Below are 16896 nucleotides of genomic sequence, written 5' to 3'. Positions count from 1 at the left end.
CCGCACGGCCGCCGGCCGCGGTGGCGGCGTGGGCCGTCGTGCCCGTCGTGAGGACGGCGCGGGCGGCGGCCGCCGCGCGGCCTGACCGCACAGCGGCACCACTGACGAACGCGACGGCCGGTACCAGGGAGTCCCTGGTACCGGCCGTCGCGTTGTCATGCGTGCCGGGTCAGCGGAGTATGCCCGTCGTCATACCCTCGGATTCGGCGGGAGTGGCGATGAGGCCGAGCTCCGCGGGGGCGGCGAGCAGCGGGTGGGTGGGCAGGACACGGACGGTGTAGCCGAAGGGCCCGGCCCGGTCGAGGGTGAGCGGACCCTCGTACAGCCGGCGCCCCTCGATGTCGGGCTGGGAGGACGGCTTGAGGGAGACGATCGCCGGGTCGGAGATCCGGTCGGCGTCGTCCACCCGCCCGGACAGCACCTGAACGTCGACGTCGCTGGTGTCGAGGTCGCCGAGGGTCACCTGGACCCGCAGGGTCAGGGTGGAGCCCAGCTCGGGGGATCCGCCCACGGAGCCGGTCTCCACATGGTCGACGGTGACCCGGTGCCAGTCGCCGCGGACCCGGGCCTTCCAGGCCGCGAGTTCCCGGGCGGCGTCGCCGGCGATGGCCCGGTGCGCGAGGGCGGCCGGGGCGTAGAGCTGCCCGACGTAGTCGCGCACCATACGTCCCGCGAGCACCTTGGGTCCCAGGGTCACCAGGGTGTGCCGGACCATCTCGATCCAGCGGGCGGGCAGGCCGTTCGCGTCATGGTCGTAGAAGCGCGGGGCGACCTGGTTCTCGACGAGGTCGTAGAGCGCCGCCGCCTCGACGTCGTCCCGGCGGTCGGGATCGTCGTCCGCGAAGCCATCCGCGGTCGGAATGGCCCAGCCGTTGTTGCCGTCGAACCACTCGTCCCACCACCCGTCGAGCACGGACAGGTTGAGACAGCCGTTGAGGGCGGCCTTCATCCCTGACGTGCCGCACGCCTCCAGCGGGCGCAGCGGGTTGTTGAGCCAGACGTCGCAGCCCGGGTAGAGGTGCTGGGCCATGCCCATGTCGTAGTCGGGCAGGAAGACGATGCGGTGGCGGACCCGCGGGTCGTCGGCGAAGCGGACCAGTTCCTGGACGAGCCGCTTGCCGCCGTCGTCCGCCGGGTGGGCCTTGCCCGCGACGACGATCTGCACCGGCCGCTCGGGGTGCAGCAGCAGGTCCATCAGCCGGTCCTGGTCGCGGAGCATCAGGGTGAGCCGCTTGTAGGACGGGACCCGGCGGGCGAAGCCGATGGTCAGGACGTCGGGGTCCAGGACGCCGTCGACCCAGCCCAGCTCGGCCTGGCCGGCGCCACGCTGCCGCCAGGAGGCACGCACCCGGCGCCGTACGTCCTCCACCAGCTGCTCGCGCAGCACCCGGCGCAGTTCCCACACGGCCGGGTCCGGGATCTCGGCGACGGGTTCCCAGCGCTGGGTCTCGCCGATCATCAGGGCGTCCTCGGCGCGCTGCGCGCCGATCTGGCGGGCGCCGAGCCGGAAGACCTCGGGGGCCACCCAGGTGGGGGCGTGCACCCCGTTGGTGATGGAGGCGATCGGCACCTCGTCGGCGTCGAACCCGGGCCACAGCCCGGCGAACATCTGCCGGCTGACGGCGCCGTGCAGGGTGGAGACGCCGTTGGCGCGCTGGGCCAGCCGCAGCCCCATCACCGCCATGTTGAAGACGTTCGCGTCACCGCCGGAGTACGTCTCCATGCCCAGCTCCAGCACCCGCTGGATGTCGACACCGGGCAGTTCGCCGCCGTCGCCGAGGTGCTGCCCGACCAGCTCGCGGTCGAAGCGGTCGATCCCGGCGGGGACGGGCGTGTGGGTGGTGAAGACCGTGCCGGCCCGTACCGCCTCCACGGCCGCGTCGAAGGCGAGCCCTTCCCCGCCGAGTTCGCGGATGCGCTCCAGGCCGAGGAATCCGGCGTGGCCCTCGTTGGTGTGGAAGACCTCGGGGGCCGGGTGCGCGGTGAGCCGGCAGTACGCACGCACGGCGCGCACCCCGCCGATGCCCAGCAGCATCTCCTGCAGCAGCCGGTGCTCGCTGCCGCCGCCGTACAGGCGGTCGGTGACATCGCGTTCGGTGCGGTGGTTCTCCTCGACGTCGGAGTCGAGGAGCAGCAGCGGGACGCGGCCCACCTGGGCCTTCCAGATGTGGGCGGTCAGCGACCGGCCGCCGGGCAGGGCGAGGACGACGTGGGCGGGGGTGCCGTCCTGCTCGCGCAGCAGGCTCAGCGGCAGCTCGTTGGGGTCGAGGACCGGGTAGTGCTCCTGCTGCCAGCCCTCGCGGGACAGGCTCTGGCGGAAGTAGCCGTGCCGGTAGAGCAGTCCGACGCCGATCAGCGGCACACCGAGGTCGCTGGCGGCCTTGAGGTGGTCCCCGGCCAGGATGCCGAGGCCGCCCGAGTACTGGGGCAGGGCCGCGGTGATCCCGAACTCGGGCGAGAAGTAGGCGATGGCGGCGGGCAGTTCGGAGGACTGCCCCTGGTACCAGCGCGGATTGGTGAGGTAGTCGGTCAGGTCCTCGGAGGCGGAGGAGAGACGGCGCAGGAATCTGCGGTCCTGGGCGAGGGCCTCGAGCCGTTCCCTGGAGACGGCGCCGAGCAGCCGTACCGGGTCTCCGGCAGCGGCCCGCCAGCCCTCCTCGTCGACGGTCTGGAACAGCTCCCGGGACTCCGGGTGCCAGGACCAGCGCAGATTCTGTGCCAGTTCGCCGAGCGGACGCAGCGGTTCCGGCAGGACAGTTCGCACGGTGAAACGACGGATTGCCTTCACGCTACGACGGTAGCCGGGTCCCGCCCCGCGATCCGTCCGCTATCCACGATCCGGTCGTTCAAACGCCCGAACGGACGTGCGCCGGGGCATTCGGGCGGCGCGTCACCGCGCGGGGCGGCGCGGGGTGGGCACCGGGCGGCGCAGGGCCCGGCGGGCTGTCAGAGGTGCCGGTTAGCATCGCCGCATGACCTCTCCTACCTCCCAAGTCCAGCCCGCGAAAGTCGACTTCTACTTCGATCCCGCCTGTCCTTTCGCCTGGATCACCTCCCGCTGGATCCTCGAGGTCGAGACGCGGCGGGACATCGAGCTGCGCTTCCGCGTGATGAGCCTGTTCGTCCTGAACGAGGGCCGCGACCTGCCCGAGTGGTACCGGGATCTGGTGGACCGCTCGCTCGGCCCGGTGCGGGTCGCGATCGCCGCCGCCGAGCAGCACGGCGAGGGTGTGCTCCGGGACCTGTACACGGCCATGGGCACCCGGATACACAACGGCGGCAACCGCGAGGACTTCGACACCGTCGTCAAGGAGGCGCTGGCCGAGGTGGGGCTGCCCGCCGAGCTGGCCGCCGCGGCCGCCGATCCCCGGTACGACGGAGCGCTGCGCAAGAGCCACCACGAGGGCATGGACCCGGTCGGTGACGACGTCGGCACACCGACGATCCATGTCGACGGCGTCGCCTTCTTCGGCCCGGTGCTGAACTCGATCCCCCGGGGCGAGGAGGCGGCCCGCGTCTTCGACGGCGTCCGGGCGCTGGCCGGCTACCCGGACTTCTTCGAGCTCAAGCGGACGCGGACGGGCTCGCTCTCCTTCGACTGAGCCGCCCGTCCCGCCCGCGACCCGCTCAGCGCACCGCCCGGACGGCTTGGACGGCGCGGACGGCTCCGACGTCGTAGGGGGAACCCTGGTTCACCGTGGCCGGGTCGAACGCGCCGGCCACGGCGTAGCTCCTGGCGATCGTCTCCAGTTCGGTGCGCGGGATCACGTCGTGGATGTCCGTGAAGCCGTCGGGGGCCCGTTCGTGGGCCATGTTGATGACCACCTCCGGGCCCAGCCGCCGGTTGGAGCGCTGCAGTTCGGTCATGGGCGGCCGGCGCTCCGCCTCGTAGGCCAGCAGGGCCCGCGCGGGGTCCTCGTGGGCGGCCATCGCGTGCGCCAGGGCGCGGCCGTCGATGATCGACTGGGTGGCGCCGTTCGAGCCGATCGGGTACATCGCGTGGGCGGCGTCGCCGATCAGCGTCGCCCCGCCGAAGGTCCAGCGCACCAGCGGCTCACGGTCCACCATCGGGTACTCGAAGGCGGCCTCGGCGGCGTCGACGACCTCGCCGACATCGACCCCGTCGAAGACCCAGCCCTCGTAGTGGTGGCGGAACTTGGCGGTGGGCACCGGGCGGTTCCAGTCGCTGCGGTCCGGGGCGCCGTCCTGCTCCGCCGGCATCGCCAGCGCCCAGTTGACGAGCACCTTCTCGCCGGGCGCGGCCGGAATCGTCATCGGGTACACGACGGCCTTCTGCCGGTTGTTCCCCGCGATGAACATGAAGGTGCCGACGCGGTCGGCCGGCATCCAGGACACCCCGCGCCAGACCAGCATGCCGTTCCACGGCGGTTCGCCCTCACCGGGGTACATGGCGGAGCGGACCGCCGAGCGGATGCCGTCCGCGCCGATCAGGATCTCCGCGCCGATGTCGGTGGTGGCGCCGCTGGCCCGGTCCCTGATGGCGACGCGCAGCTGGGCGCCGGGCAGCTCGGTGAAGTCGTCCACCCGGGCGCCGGAGACGACCGCCGCGCGGCCGAGCCGTTCCCGGACCGCGCGGGACAGCACGTTCTGCAGCTGACCGCGGTGGATCGACAGCTGCGGCCAGCGGTACCCGGCGCCGGTGCCGCGCGGCTCCTGCCAGACGAGGCTGCCGCTGCTGTGGTAGTAGCGCAGCTCGCTGGTGGGCACCGACACGGCGGCCAGTTCCTCGTACAGCCCCAGGGCCGCCAGTTCACGGACCGCGTTGGGCATGATGTTGAGTCCCGCGCCGACCGGCTGGATCTCCGGGGCGGCCTCGACGACCATCACGTCGGTGCGGCCGACGGCGTGCAGGCTGAGTGCCGCGGTGAGGCCGGCGATGCCGCCTCCCGCGATGACGATGCGGTTCATCGTTCCCCTTCGGTGGAGCGCCGGACCAGCGTCTCGTTCTCGCGGGTCAGGTCGAGTACGGAGCGCAGCAGTTCGACCGGTGCGCCGCCGCTCCCGTAGTCGTACAGCCGCACCTCGTCGCTGTACGCCTCACGGGCGATACGGATGTGCCGGGCCCGGAAGGTCTTCAGGATGCGCAGCACCCGCGCCAGCGCGACGGCGCTCGCCCGCAGGGTGGGCGGCAGCCGGTCCGCCTCCTCCCAGCTGATCGCGAAGGAGAGCTTGCCCACCGCGGAGGGGCTGCCCTGGTACCGCGCGTGGAAGGTACGCCAGGCCGGGAGGCTGTAGGGCACCGACTCGGTGAGGAAGGACTCGTACCGCCCGGTGCTGCGGTCGGACTGCCAGAGGGTCAGATCGACCAGCCAGAGCGGGACCTGGGCCGCCGCCGGGCCGAGGTATTCGCGGCCGTCGAGGGTGATCTCCTCGAAGTAGGGGCGCAGGACCCGGGCGAAGAACACCGGTGAGACGTTGGCGATGGTGAAGTCGATCGAGTCGACCATGGCCTGGACGAGTCCGGCGAGCCGGTCGAGGCAGGACGAGAAGCGGCTGTCGTGGGGTTCGAGGGTGGCCAGTTCCGAGCAGGCGTCCAGCGAGGCGCACAGGCTGGGGAAGACCATCCGGACGGCGTCCTGGAGGCAGGCCTCCATGGGGTCCCCGGTGTACATGCGCTGGCGGGCGCCGACCGGGTTCCAGGCCGTGTAGTGGTGGACGGTGTCCCGCGGCACCATGCCGGTACGGCGGCCCAGCGCGCGCAGCACCGGCAGCGCCTCCGGTACGGCGTCGAGCGGCTCGGTGCCGTGCCGCTTGACGGAGCCGAGGAAGATGCCCAGGTCCCGCATGGCCGCGAGGTTCTCGACGGTGGAGAAGTCGTCCAGGACGTCGGTGGCCGGAAGGAGTTCGCGCAGCGCGGTGACCATGCCGGACACATCGCCGTCCGCGTTCATGACGCGGAGCTTCTCGCAGGCCTCGTCCGCTCCCAGCGGGTCGACACCGCGTATCTCCTCGATCCGGTAATAGGGCTCTTGCCCTTGGAGCACGTGGAGCACAGACATGTGGGGCACCGTCATTCCGAGGGTCACAGGGATGTGTGTGTGCTGGGTGTGGGGTCGGCCTTCTCCCGCGACGGGCTGCGCAGCAGCAGTGTCAGGAGGGTGGCGGCCGCGGCGAAGGCGGCGCCGGCGAGCAGCGCGGTGCGGAAGCCGGCGGCTTCGGCGGCCGCTCCGGGTCCCGCGGTCCGGGTGTGCGCCGCGGCCACCGCGACGAGTACCGCGAGGCCGAGGACGGAGCCGAACTGCTGGCTGGTGTTGATCAGTCCGGACACCAGTCCGGTCTCGCCGGGTCCGGCCTGCGCGGTCGCGGCGACATTGGTGGTCACCATGACCAGCGGCAGCCCGATCCCGATCAGCAGGCTGGGGGCGAGGACCGTCGTGGCGAAGGATCCGTCCGGCGACAGCGACAGCGCGAGCCACACCATGGCGGCGGCCACCAGCGCGAAGCCGGAGGTCATCACCGGGCGCAGTCCGAAGCGGGAGACCAGCCGTCCGGTCTGCGGCGCGGTCAGCACGACGACGATCGACAGCGGCAGCAGTCCGAGTCCGCCGGTGACCGGTGCGTAGTCCAGGACGTTCTGCAGATACAGGCTCACGAGGAAGAACATCGGGAACAGCGCCATCTGTGCCAGCGCGCTGAGGATGTTGGCCAGCCGCAGCGCCGGCCGGCCGAGCACACCGGGCGGAACCAGCGGACGGGCGGCGCGGGTCTCGACGACCGCGAACGCCGTCAGCAGGGCCAGTCCGGCCGCTCCGGCGAGGAGGGTGCCACTGTCGGTCCAGCCCGCGCTACCCGCGTCGACCAGCGCGTACGCGATCAGACTGAGGCCGCCGGTGGCGGTGAGGGCGCCGCCGAGGTCGAAGTCCCGGAGGGCGCCGGGCGCCGCGGCGGTCCGCTCACGACGGGCCAGGACGGGGGCCAGCGCGGCCGGTGTCAGGGCGATGAGCGCCGCACCCACCAGAACGTTCAGGACGAACGTGGAGCGCCAGCCGAGGCCGGAGGTGAGGACGCCGCCCAGCACCGTGCCCAGCGCGCCGCCCAGCCCCCCGAGCGCCGCGAACACGCCCAGGGCGCGGTGCCGTTCGGGTCCCTCGGCGAAGAGCAGCAGGACCAGCGCGAAGGCCGCGGCGGCCGCGCAGGCCGCCCCGACCCCTTGCAGGGCGCGGGCGGCGACGAGCAGCCGGCTGTCGCCGGCGAAGGCGCCGCCGAGTGAGGCGGCGGACAGCAGCGCCAGTCCGGCCGTGAAGAGCCGGCGGTGGCCGACGAGGTCGGCGACCCGGCCGGCCAGCAGCAGGAAGCCGCCGAAGGTGATCAGGTACGCGTTGGCGACCCAGGACAGGCCGGCGGCGTCGGTGCCGAGGTCGGCGCCGATGGAGGGCAGCGCCACGTTGATGATCGCGGTGTCGAGGATCAGCAGGAGCTGGGTCGAGGCCAGCAGGGCGAGCGCGAGGCCGCGTCGATGCACCATCGCCTCAGGCCCGGGGCAGCGGCTGCAGTTCGTACCCGTCGAGGCAGGTCCGGGCCAGGCTCTCGCAGGCACCGGTGTCGCCCTCCCACGCCTGCTGCAGCAGATAGACGTGCGGGGCGCCGTGGTAGAAGCGCTCGTACTGCTCGTGCCGTCCGGCGAACTCCGTGCCGAGCGCGTCCCAGGCGAGCTTGAGCAGCTTGACGCGGTCCTGCGCCGGGTGTCCCGGCGAGCGGATGTACTTCGCGATGACGGGGCCGATCTCCGGGTGCAGCAGGTCCTGCGCGGAGGCGGGGAGCTGGATGACACCGCCACCGGCCAGCAGCTTGATCTCGCTGATCGCCCTGGGGTAGAGGTCACCGGCCATGATCCGGTGGGCGTAGGAGATCTCCTTGTCGGGCATCACGCCGCCGCGTCCGCCGTCGACCTGCTCGTACCCGGCCTCGGCGGCCAGCACCATCGACCTGGCCTGCGCCACCCAGCCCATCAGCCGGCCGATCTGGGTCTGCACCGGCGGCAGCTGGTAGGTGTTGTTGGCCTTGGCGAGCAGGATCGCGACGCCGGTGAGGAACTCCAGCTTGGTCCAGAAGCGGGTGGCGGCCTGGTGGACGAAGTTCACGTACGCGGGGGTCTGCCACCACTGCCCGAAGCAGACGTCGACGTTGCGGTACGCGAGCACGTTCTCCCACGGGACGAAGACGTCCTCGCAGACCAGCAGGGCGTCGTTCTCGTCGAAGCGCGAGGAGAGCGGGTTGTCGAAGACGCTGCGGGCCTGGGCCTCGTACGAGGTGCGGGAGATGAACTTCAGGCCGGGGGTGTCGACCGGTATCGAGAAGCACAGCGCGTGCTCGACGTCCTGCGGGGCCAGGGGCTCGATGGTGCCGACGAGGACCTCGTTGCCGAAGACCGCCGCGGTGCCGATCATCTTGGCGCCGCGGACGACGATGCCGCCGTCGCGCTCCGCCACCACCCGGACGACGAGGTCGTCGCGCTCCTGCTCGGCCGCGGACTTCGTCCGGTCGATCTGCGGATTGGTGATGGTGAACGTCGGATAGAGATCGCCCTCCGACATCCGCCGGTGGTATGCCGCGACGTTCGGAGCGCCGTCGAAGGTGTCCGTGGTGAACAGCCCCGGCGCCGCCGCGAAGCCCGCGATCCCGGCCGCCATGTAGTCGGGAGTGCGGCCGAGATAGCCGAAACTCGCCTCTGCCCACACCTTGTGCGCCTTTCGGCGGGCGACCAGGTCCTCGTACGAACGGGGTATCAGGAAGGCCCGGTGGACGCCGCCTTCAGTGAGTACGGCGGAGTGCGCGGAGTCGTGGGAGAGGTCGTACAGTCCCGCGATGGAGTCGACGGTGTTGCGGAAGGCCGGGTGGCGGGTGATGTCCTTGACCCGCTCCCCGTCGATCCATATCTCGCGTCCGTCTCGCAGCGAATCCTTGTACTCCTGGCCGGACCTGGTCACCGTGTCTCCTCAACGATCTTCGACGCGCCGTTGAAGAGACTGCCTCATACACGTGTGCTAATCAATGAACGTCCTGCCGGTCCCGTTTATGAACCGGCCAGTTGCCGCGGTATTCACCAGGCGTTGTCCCGAACCACTTGCGGAACGCCAGATGGAACCCGACCGCGCTCTGGTAGCCGACGCGGGGCGGCACGGCCGCCTGCGGAACCGCCGTCTCGGTGAGCAGCCGGGCGGCCTCCTGCATCCGACGCCCGGTCAGATGCCGGGCCGGCGCCTCGCCCACCAGCTCCCGGAAGGTGGCGGTGAAGGCCGACCGTGACATGCCGACCTCGCGGGCCAGCGCCTCGATCGTCCACGGTTCCGAGAAGCGGGTGGAGACGATGATGAGCGCCCTGCTGATGCCCGGGTGACGCAGCGCGGGCAGCACGGCCGGGTTGTCGGAGAGCTCGCGCAGCAGCGGGCGCAGCGCCAGCACGAAGGCCATCTCGAACGCCCGCAGGGTGACGAGTTGCGATCCCGGCTCGCCGCGCCGCTCGGCGGCGGCGAGCGAGGCGAGGGTGTCGCGCAGCAGCGGTTCCTTGTCGACCTGCGTCCGGTCCAGCACCAGCGACCACGGCAGCGCCCGGTACAGCGAGGTCGCGGCCGTCGCGTCGTAGTGCAGTCCGGCGCACAGGATGCGGCTCCGCTCGCCGGTGCCCTCCACGACGAGCACTCCTGACGTGCCGGGTTCGCGCTCCGGGAGCACCGCCCTGAGCGGGACGCCCTGCCGGCCGGGCAGATCGGAGAGGCGGTGCGCGGTCCCGGTGGGGAAGACCGCCAAGTCCCCCTGGTGGAGCTGGATCGGCGGGCAGTCGCCCGCGCTGATCCAGCAGTCGCCCTCGACCATGTAGTGCAGGATCGCGCAGCTCTGCTCGGAGTCCCCCTCGATCGCCCAGGGCGCCCGCACCGTCCAGAGGCTGTCGAACACGCCGGTCAGGCGCAGTGGCCTGAGCAGTTCGCTGAGGAGGTCGTTCCCGCCAGATTCCATGGACGAACCCTTAATCCCCGTCCCGGTTTGCTTATTGCCGCCCCTGTGCGCGCCGACCAGCCTGAGGTGAGGCGGAATCGCTGATTCATTCTAGCGAAGGGCGACACACCGATGTCGGAGGAGATTCACCAGCGTTGCTTGGTCGTGGGAGCGACCGGCTTCCAGGGGGGCGCCGTGGCCCGGCTGCTCGCCGGACGCGGGCACCGGGTCCGCAGCCTGACGCGGCGGCCGGCCGTAGCGCGCCCGGACATCGCGGGGGTCTCGTTCGTGGCCGGTGACCTCGGTAGCCGGGACGACGTGATGTGGGCGTTCAAGGGCGCCACACACGCAGTAGTGACCATGCCGTTGGAGTACGACCCCCTACGTATTGAGACGTATGCGATGCACATCGCGGAGGCCGCGCTCGAATCCGGGGTGACCCGGATCGTGTACAACGCGAACACCCGCGTGCCCTCGGACACCGCCGGAGTGGCCGCGTTCGAGACCCGCCGGATCGCCGAGGCGGTGCTGGCGGACTGCGGTGTGCCGCTGGTCGTGCTGCGGCCACCGGTGTACCTCGACAACCTGTTCAGTCCCTGGAACGGGCCGGCCCTGGTCGACGAGGGCGTGCTCGCGTACCCGCTGCCGGCCGACCGGCGGGTCGCCTGGATCTCGCACGACGACCTGGCGGTCGCGGTGGCCGCCGCGCTCTTCAACGACGGCCTCGACGGCCGGGTCCTGGACATCGGCGGCGGACAGGCCGTCGACGGGAACGAACTCGCCGCCGCGTTCGCCGAGGGCCTCGGCCGGCCCGTCGCGTACCAGGCCCTGCCGCCCGCCGCCTTCGAGGCCGCGCTGGCCAAGGCCATCGGCCCGAACGCGGCCGCCGGCGTCGCCGGGATCTACCACTACATGGCGGAGGGCACGGACGAGCGGTTGATGGACGGCGACCCGCGGGAGGCCGAGCAGGCGCTGGGGATCAAGCTCACCTCCATCGCCGGCTGGGTGGCCGCGCAGCCCTGGCAGACCTGGTCCAGCCGCCCGCTCTGACCGTCCTCCGGCATATTCACCGACCAGCCGTCCGGCCCCTCCCGTCCTGCGGGGCCGGACGGCTTCTCCAACTCCCCGCAAAGTACGCACCGGTACCCCTTCCCGGGAGCTTTTGACTGCCATCCAATGGGAAGGCTCCCGGCAATGCGGAGTCACTTCATCCCCCTCATGACTCCGCCATTCGCCCGACCCTCCAACCGAGTGAACGCGGACAGGAGCGGCCATGCACGCGAGAACACGTCCACAGGAGCAGATACAAAGAGCGGGAGCACGCAAGGAAGCCGCCCGCCGCGCCGCCGCCCGTCGGCGCAAGCAGCCTCCGGAGCATCCCCCTCCTGTCCACTCCCCAGCGCTCCCAGGTGAGGCAATGATCGGTCGCATCCCCGTCCTCGACGTCCGCCCGCTCGTGGACTGCGGCCGCCGGCCGGCCAAAGCGGTCGCCGGCGAGACCTTCCAGGTCACCGCCACGGTCTTCCGCGAAGGCCATGACGCGGTCGCCGCCAATGTCGTGCTGCGCGACCCCAACGGCCGCTCGGGACCCTGGACCCCCATGCGGGAGCTGGCCCCCGGCACCGACCGGTGGGGCGCGGACGTCACCCCGCCGGCGGAAGGCCGCTGGACGTACACCGTGGAGGCCTGGAGCGATCCGGTCACCACCTGGCGGCATGTCGCCGGCATCAAGATCCCGGCCGGGATCGACACCGCCCTGGTCCTCGCCGAGGGCGCCCGGCTGCACGAGCTGGCCGCCGCCGGGGTGCCCAAGAACGACGGCCGGGCCGCCGTACTCGCCGCCGTCGACGTACTGCTCGACGAGAACAGGACCGCGGCGGAACGGCACGCCGCGGCCGTGGCCCCCGCGGTCACCGCCGTCCTCGACCGGTTCCCGCTGCGGGAGCTGGTCACCGCCTCCCGTCCGATGCCGCTGCAGGTCGAGCGCCGGCGGGCGCTGTTCGGCTCCTGGTACGAGCTGTTCCCGCGCTCCGAGGGCGCGGTCGTCAAGGAGGGCAGCCCGCCGCGGTCCGGCACCTTCCGCACCGCGGCCGAACGGCTGCCGGCCGTCGCCGCGATGGGCTTCGACGTCGTGTACCTGCCGCCGATCCACCCGATCGGCACGGCCTTCCGCAAGGGCCCGGACAACAGCCTCGTCGCGGGCCCGGACGATGTCGGCTGCCCCTGGGCGATCGGCTCGCCGGAGGGCGGGCACGACGCGATCCACCCCGATCTGGGCACCATCGAGGACTTCGACTTCTTCGTGGAGCAGGCCCGCGAGCTGCGGCTGGAGATCGCCCTCGACTTCGCCCTGCAGTGCTCCCCCGACCACCCCTGGGTCGACAAGCACCCGGACTGGTTCGCCCACCGGCCCGACGGCAGCATCGCCTACGCCGAGAACCCGCCGAAGAAGTACCAGGACATCTACCCCATCGCCTTCGACGCCGACATGCCCGGCATCGTGCGCGAGACGCTGCGCGTCCTGCGGTACTGGATGGAGCACGGCGTACGGATCTTCCGGGTCGACAACCCGCACACCAAGCCGGTGGTCTTCTGGGAGAAGGTCATCGCCGACATCAACCGCACCGATCCCGACGTGATCTTCCTGGCCGAGGCGTTCACCCGGCCGGCGATGATGCACACCCTGGCGAAGATCGGCTTCCAGCAGTCGTACACGTACTTCACCTGGCGCACCGCCAAGGAGGAGCTGACCGACTACCTGACGGAGCTGTCCGGGGACGCGGCCAGTTACATGCGGCCGAATTTCTTTGTCAACACGCCGGACATCCTGCACGCGTACCTTCAGCACGGTGGCCGCCCCGCGTTCGAGGTGCGCGCCGTGCTGGCCGCGACGATGTCACCCACCTGGGGGGTCTACGCGGGCTTCGAGCTGTACGAGGGCGACGCCGTACGACACGGCGGCGAGGAATACCTGCACTCGGAGAAGTACGAGCTGCGTCCCCGCGACTGGGCCGCGGCCGAGGCGGAAGGACGCTCGCTGGCCCCGTTCATCACACGGCTCAACCGGCTGCGGCGCCGCCATCCGGCCCTGCAGCAGCTGCGTGAGCTGGCTTTCCACCCCACGGACAACGACGCGGTGCTCGCGTACTCCAAGCGCAGCGGCGAGGACGTCGTACTGGTGGTCGTCAACCTCGACGCCCACCACACCCAGGAGGCCACCGTCTCGTTGAACATGCCGGAGCTCGGCCTGACCTGGCACGAGTCCGTCCCGGTGCGCGACGAGCTCACCGGCGAGACCTACCACTGGGGCAGGGAAAACTATGTGCGCCTCGAACCGGGCCGTACGCCCGCGCACATCGTTCATCTGCGACCGTCTCCTTCGATCGGAGGGTCACTCAGTTGATCGTCAACGAACCCGTTCCCGACACCTTCGAGGACACACCGGCAAAGGACCGAGATCCCGACTGGTTCAAACGGGCGGTGTTCTACGAAGTCCTCGTGCGGTCCTTCCAGGACAGCAACGGCGATGGTGTTGGTGACCTGAAGGGCATCACCGCCAAGCTCGACTACCTGCAATGGCTCGGGGTGGACTGCCTGTGGCTGCCGCCCTTCTTCGCCTCGCCACTGCGCGACGGGGGCTACGACGTCTCCGACTACACCGCCGTGCTCCCGGAATTCGGCGACCTCGCCGACTTCGTGGAGTTCGTGGACGCGGCGCACCAGCGCGGCATGCGCGTGATCATCGACTTCGTCATGAACCACACGAGTGATCAGCACGACTGGTTCCAGCAGTCCCGTTCCGACCCGGACGGCCCGTACGGCGACTACTACACCTGGGCGGACGACGACAAGGAGTTCCAGGACGCGCGGATCATCTTCGTCGACACCGAGACGTCCAACTGGACCTTCGACCCGGTGCGCAAGCAGTACTACTGGCACCGGTTCTTCTCCCACCAGCCGGATCTCAACTACGAGAACCCGCAGGTCCAGGAGGAGATCCTGGCCGCGCTGCGGTTCTGGCTCGATCTGGGGATCGACGGCTTCCGGCTCGACGCGGTGCCCTACCTCTACCAGCAGGAGGGCACCAACTGCGAGAACCTGCCGCAGACCCACCAGTTCCTGAAGCGGGTCCGCGCCGAGATCGACCTGCACTACCCGGACACCGTGCTGCTCGCCGAGGCCAACCAGTGGCCGGAGGACGTCGTCGACTACTTCGGCGACTTCCAGCGCGGCGGCGACGAGTGCCACATGGCGTTCCACTTCCCGGTGATGCCGCGCATCTTCATGGCCGTGCGCCGCGAGTCGCGCTACCCCGTCTCGGAAATCCTGGCCAAGACCCCGGCCATCCCGCAGACCTGCCAGTGGGGCATCTTCCTGCGCAACCATGACGAGCTGACCCTCGAAATGGTCACCGACGAAGAGCGCGACTACATGTACGCGGAGTACGCCAAGGACCCGCGGATGCGGGCCAACATCGGCATCCGCCGCCGGCTCGCCCCGCTGCTGGACAACGACCGCAACCAGATCGAACTGTTCACGGCACTGCTGCTGTCGCTGCCCGGCTCGCCGATCCTGTACTACGGCGACGAGATCGGCATGGGCGACAACATCTGGCTCGGCGACCGGGACGCGGTCCGCACCCCGATGCAGTGGACGCCCGACCGCAACGCGGGCTTCTCCTCGTGCGACCCCGGCCGGCTCTATCTGCCGACCATCATGGATCCGGTCTACGGCTACCAGGTCACCAACGTCGAAGCCGCGATGAGCAGCCCGTCCTCATTGCTGCACTGGACCCGGCGCATGATCGAGATCCGCAAGCAGAACCCGGCCTTCGGCCTCGGCTCCTACACGGAACTGCCCTCCAGCAACCCCGCTGTACTGGCGTTCCTGCGGGAATACGGCGACGACCTCGTCCTGTGTGTCCACAACTTCTCCCGCTTCCCCCAGCCCACCGAGCTGGATCTGCGGACGTTCAGCGGCCGGCACCCGGTCGAGCTCATCGGCGGGGTGCGGTTCCCCGCCATCGGCGAACTGCCCTATCTGCTGACCCTCGCCGGTCACGGCTTCTACTGGTTCCGGCTGCGCCGCGACCCCGTGTAGCTCCCCCAGCTACCGCTGGGAGGTACCCCCAGGCCGCCGGCCCCCGACCGGCGGGCCCGCCCGGAACACCCTCCGGGCGGGCCCGTACGGCGGTTTCCTGTCACCCGGCCGGGGCAGGCTCCCCGTGTCGCCGGACAGCCACCGCCCGTCATCCGGGAGGCTTACGCGCACTCCCCGCCGCACGCTTCCGGGCAGGGTGCGCGATTCCCCGGGGAAAGGACGTCATGTCGGACAGCTCCTGGACCCGCACCTCTCCTACCACCGGCCGTTCACCGGCCACAGCCCCCGGGCTGCTGCACTCGCTCAGCCCACTGCTGCTGGAATGGCTACCGCAGCAGCGCTGGTTCGCCGGCAAGGGCCGGCCGATCACCGGCTTCGACCTGGTGTCGGCGACCGAACTGCTGCCCCTGGGCGGCCGCCTGGGCACCCCGGGCCTGCTCCATCTGCTGCTCGATGTGGAGCAGACCGGCCGCCGCGCCGACTGCTACCAACTGCTGCTCGGCACCCGCACGCTGCTCCCGCCCTCGCTCGCGCCCGCCGCCGTCGGCCAGGCCACCGGCGGGCCACTCGACGGTCTGACGATCTACGAGGGGCTGTACGACCCGCGGCTCACCGCGGTGCTGCTGGAACGTCTCCGCGCCCCCGGCCGCACCGGTCGGCTGCGCTTCCTCACCGAGCCGTCGGCCACCGTCCCGGCCGGGCTGGCTCCGCGGCTGTCCACCGCCGAGCAGTCGAACACCTCGGTCATCTACGGCGACGAGTACATCCTCAAGGTGTTCCGCCGGGTCTCCCCCGGCGCCAACCCGGACCTCGAACTCTCCCTCGCCCTGGCCCGCGACGGCTCCCGGCGGGTCGCGGCGCCGGCCGCCTGGTTCGAGGCGCTGGAACTGCCGGAGCCGGCCGGCACCCCGGACGGCATCGGCGCGGAACCCGCGACACTCGGCGTGCTGCAGCGCTATCTGCCCGGGTCGGCCGACGGCTGGGAGCTGGCCCTGCGGGCGATGGACGACGGTACGGAGTTCACCGCCGACGCCCGCGCCCTGGGCGCCGCCACCGCCGAGGTCCATGCCGCGCTGGCCCGCGCGCTGCCCACCGGTTCGCTGGACCGCCGCAGGATCCAGCTGATCGCGGCGACCATGGCGCAGCGGCTGGACACCGCCGCGGCCGAGGTCCCGGAGCTGCGCCCGTACCGCACCCGGCTGCGGGCGGCCTTCCACGACCTGTCGGAACTCGGCGGCACCGGGGCGCGGGTGGCCGCCCAGCGCATCCACGGCGATCTGCATCTCGGCCAGGCGCTGCGCACCGCGGACCACGACTGGCTGCTGATCGACTTCGAGGGCGAGCCCTCGCGTCCGCTGTCGGAGCGCCGGCTGCCGGCGCCACCGGTACAGGACGTCGCGGGGATGCTGCGCTCCTTCGACTACGCCGCCCGGCACCGCGATCCGGCCGCACCGACCGCCGGCGCGTGGGCGGAACGGCACCGGGACGCGTTCTGCACCGGCTACGCCGCGACGTCGGGCACCGATCCGCGCGACCAGCCCGTACTGATACGCGCCTACGAGACCGACAAGGCCGTCTACGAAGTCCTGTACGAGGCCCGGCACCGCCCCGCCTGGCTCCCCATTCCGATGTCAGCCATCGACCGCCTCGCATCCAACCCCCCTCCGAGGAGGATCACACCGTGACCGAGCGCCAGCCGTCTCCCCTCACGCCGGGCGCGCCCGCCGCCGTGCCCACCACCGCCGTATCCCCGGCGGAGAAGGCGCCGGGCGAGCCGCTCGGCCGGCCGCCGGCTCCCGTGACGCCCGCCGCGCCGGCGCCCGCGCCCACACCCGCGGTGAC

11 protein-coding genes are annotated in these 16896 nt (G+C 71.3%); 5 read left to right on the top strand and 6 right to left on the bottom strand.

The annotated features are described in order from the left end of the window. Window positions 1-169: 169 nt before the first annotated feature. Window positions 170-2788 (bottom strand): alpha-glucan family phosphorylase, encoded by a 2619-nt coding sequence (glgP, locus tag G3I60_RS42600; RefSeq protein WP_164299405.1) that lies wholly within the window; start codon window positions 2786-2788, stop codon window positions 170-172. Between the two features lie 184 nt (window positions 2789-2972). On the opposite strand from glgP, the gene G3I60_RS42595 reads away from it, so the two are divergent. Then, complete coding sequence (locus G3I60_RS42595) at window positions 2973-3602, top strand: DsbA family protein (RefSeq protein ID WP_164608499.1); 630 nt, start codon at window positions 2973-2975, stop codon at window positions 3600-3602. Between the two features lie 25 nt (window positions 3603-3627). Here the strand turns inward: G3I60_RS42595 and G3I60_RS42590 are convergent, their stop codons facing one another. From G3I60_RS42590 to G3I60_RS42570, 5 genes are all read right to left on the bottom strand, one after another. After that, window positions 3628-4929: a flavin-dependent oxidoreductase gene (locus tag G3I60_RS42590; protein ID WP_138354884.1), complete on the bottom strand. Its 1302-nt coding sequence runs from the start codon at window positions 4927-4929 to the stop codon at window positions 3628-3630. Continuing rightward, on the bottom strand, window positions 4926-6020 hold the full coding sequence (locus G3I60_RS42585) for a monodechloroaminopyrrolnitrin synthase PrnB family protein (RefSeq protein ID WP_187145028.1): 1095 nt from the start codon (window positions 6018-6020) through the stop codon (window positions 4926-4928). The genes G3I60_RS42590 and G3I60_RS42585 overlap by 4 nt, the downstream gene beginning before the upstream one ends. A gap of 23 nt (window positions 6021-6043) precedes the next feature. Further along, window positions 6044-7486, bottom strand: a complete 1443-nt coding sequence (locus G3I60_RS42580) for an MFS transporter (protein WP_138354883.1) — start codon at window positions 7484-7486, stop codon at window positions 6044-6046. Window positions 7487-7490: 4 nt separating this feature from the next. Beyond that, entirely contained in the window at window positions 7491-8948 is a 1458-nt protein-coding gene (locus G3I60_RS42575; protein ID WP_138354882.1) for a 4-hydroxyphenylacetate 3-hydroxylase family protein, read from the bottom strand. A 61-nt stretch (window positions 8949-9009) separates the two neighbouring features. Then, window positions 9010-9975, bottom strand: coding sequence for an AraC family transcriptional regulator (locus G3I60_RS42570; RefSeq protein WP_138354881.1), 966 nt, complete (start codon window positions 9973-9975; stop codon window positions 9010-9012). A gap of 111 nt (window positions 9976-10086) precedes the next feature. On the opposite strand from G3I60_RS42570, the gene G3I60_RS42565 reads away from it, so the two are divergent. The 4 genes from G3I60_RS42565 to G3I60_RS42550 all read left to right on the top strand — a co-directional run bounded on the left by G3I60_RS42565 (window position 10087) and on the right by G3I60_RS42550 (window position 16739). Then, window positions 10087-11004, top strand: coding sequence for an SDR family oxidoreductase (locus G3I60_RS42565; RefSeq protein WP_164608498.1), 918 nt, complete (start codon window positions 10087-10089; stop codon window positions 11002-11004). Between the two features lie 367 nt (window positions 11005-11371). Beyond that, on the top strand, window positions 11372-13357 hold the full coding sequence (locus tag G3I60_RS42560) for an alpha-1,4-glucan--maltose-1-phosphate maltosyltransferase (RefSeq protein ID WP_203675260.1): 1986 nt from the start codon (window positions 11372-11374) through the stop codon (window positions 13355-13357). Next, window positions 13354-15054, top strand: coding sequence for a maltose alpha-D-glucosyltransferase (treS, locus tag G3I60_RS42555; RefSeq protein WP_138354878.1), 1701 nt, complete (start codon window positions 13354-13356; stop codon window positions 15052-15054). Before G3I60_RS42560 ends, treS begins: the two co-directional genes overlap by 4 nt. 224 nt (window positions 15055-15278) lie before the next feature. Further along, the gene (locus G3I60_RS42550; RefSeq protein ID WP_164299395.1) at window positions 15279-16739 is read left to right on the top strand and encodes a phosphotransferase; all 1461 of its coding nucleotides are present in this window, start codon (window positions 15279-15281) and stop codon (window positions 16737-16739) included. The last annotated feature ends 157 nt before the right edge of the window (window positions 16740-16896 follow it).

It is taken from the genome of Streptomyces sp. SID13666, from assembly GCF_010548325.1.
GTDB lineage: Bacteria > Actinomycetota > Actinomycetes > Streptomycetales > Streptomycetaceae > Actinacidiphila > Actinacidiphila fildesensis.
This window is presented reverse-complemented; position numbering and strand designations above follow the sequence as displayed.

Coding starts and splice junctions, on each gene's coding strand:
- G3I60_RS42595 (WP_164608499.1), top strand. CDS start 2,973: ATGACCTCTCCTACCTCCCAAGTCCAGCCCGCGAAAGTCGACTTCTAC.
- G3I60_RS42590 (WP_138354884.1), bottom strand. CDS start 4,929: ATGAACCGCATCGTCATCGCGGGAGGCGGCATCGCCGGCCTCACCGCG.
- G3I60_RS42585 (WP_187145028.1), bottom strand. CDS start 6,020: ATGTCTGTGCTCCACGTGCTCCAAGGGCAAGAGCCCTATTACCGGATC.
- G3I60_RS42580 (WP_138354883.1), bottom strand. CDS start 7,486: ATGGTGCATCGACGCGGCCTCGCGCTCGCCCTGCTGGCCTCGACCCAG.
- G3I60_RS42570 (WP_138354881.1), bottom strand. CDS start 9,975: ATGGAATCTGGCGGGAACGACCTCCTCAGCGAACTGCTCAGGCCACTG.
- G3I60_RS42565 (WP_164608498.1), top strand. CDS start 10,087: ATGTCGGAGGAGATTCACCAGCGTTGCTTGGTCGTGGGAGCGACCGGC.
- G3I60_RS42560 (WP_203675260.1), top strand. CDS start 11,372: ATGATCGGTCGCATCCCCGTCCTCGACGTCCGCCCGCTCGTGGACTGC.
- G3I60_RS42550 (WP_164299395.1), top strand. CDS start 15,279: ATGTCGGACAGCTCCTGGACCCGCACCTCTCCTACCACCGGCCGTTCA.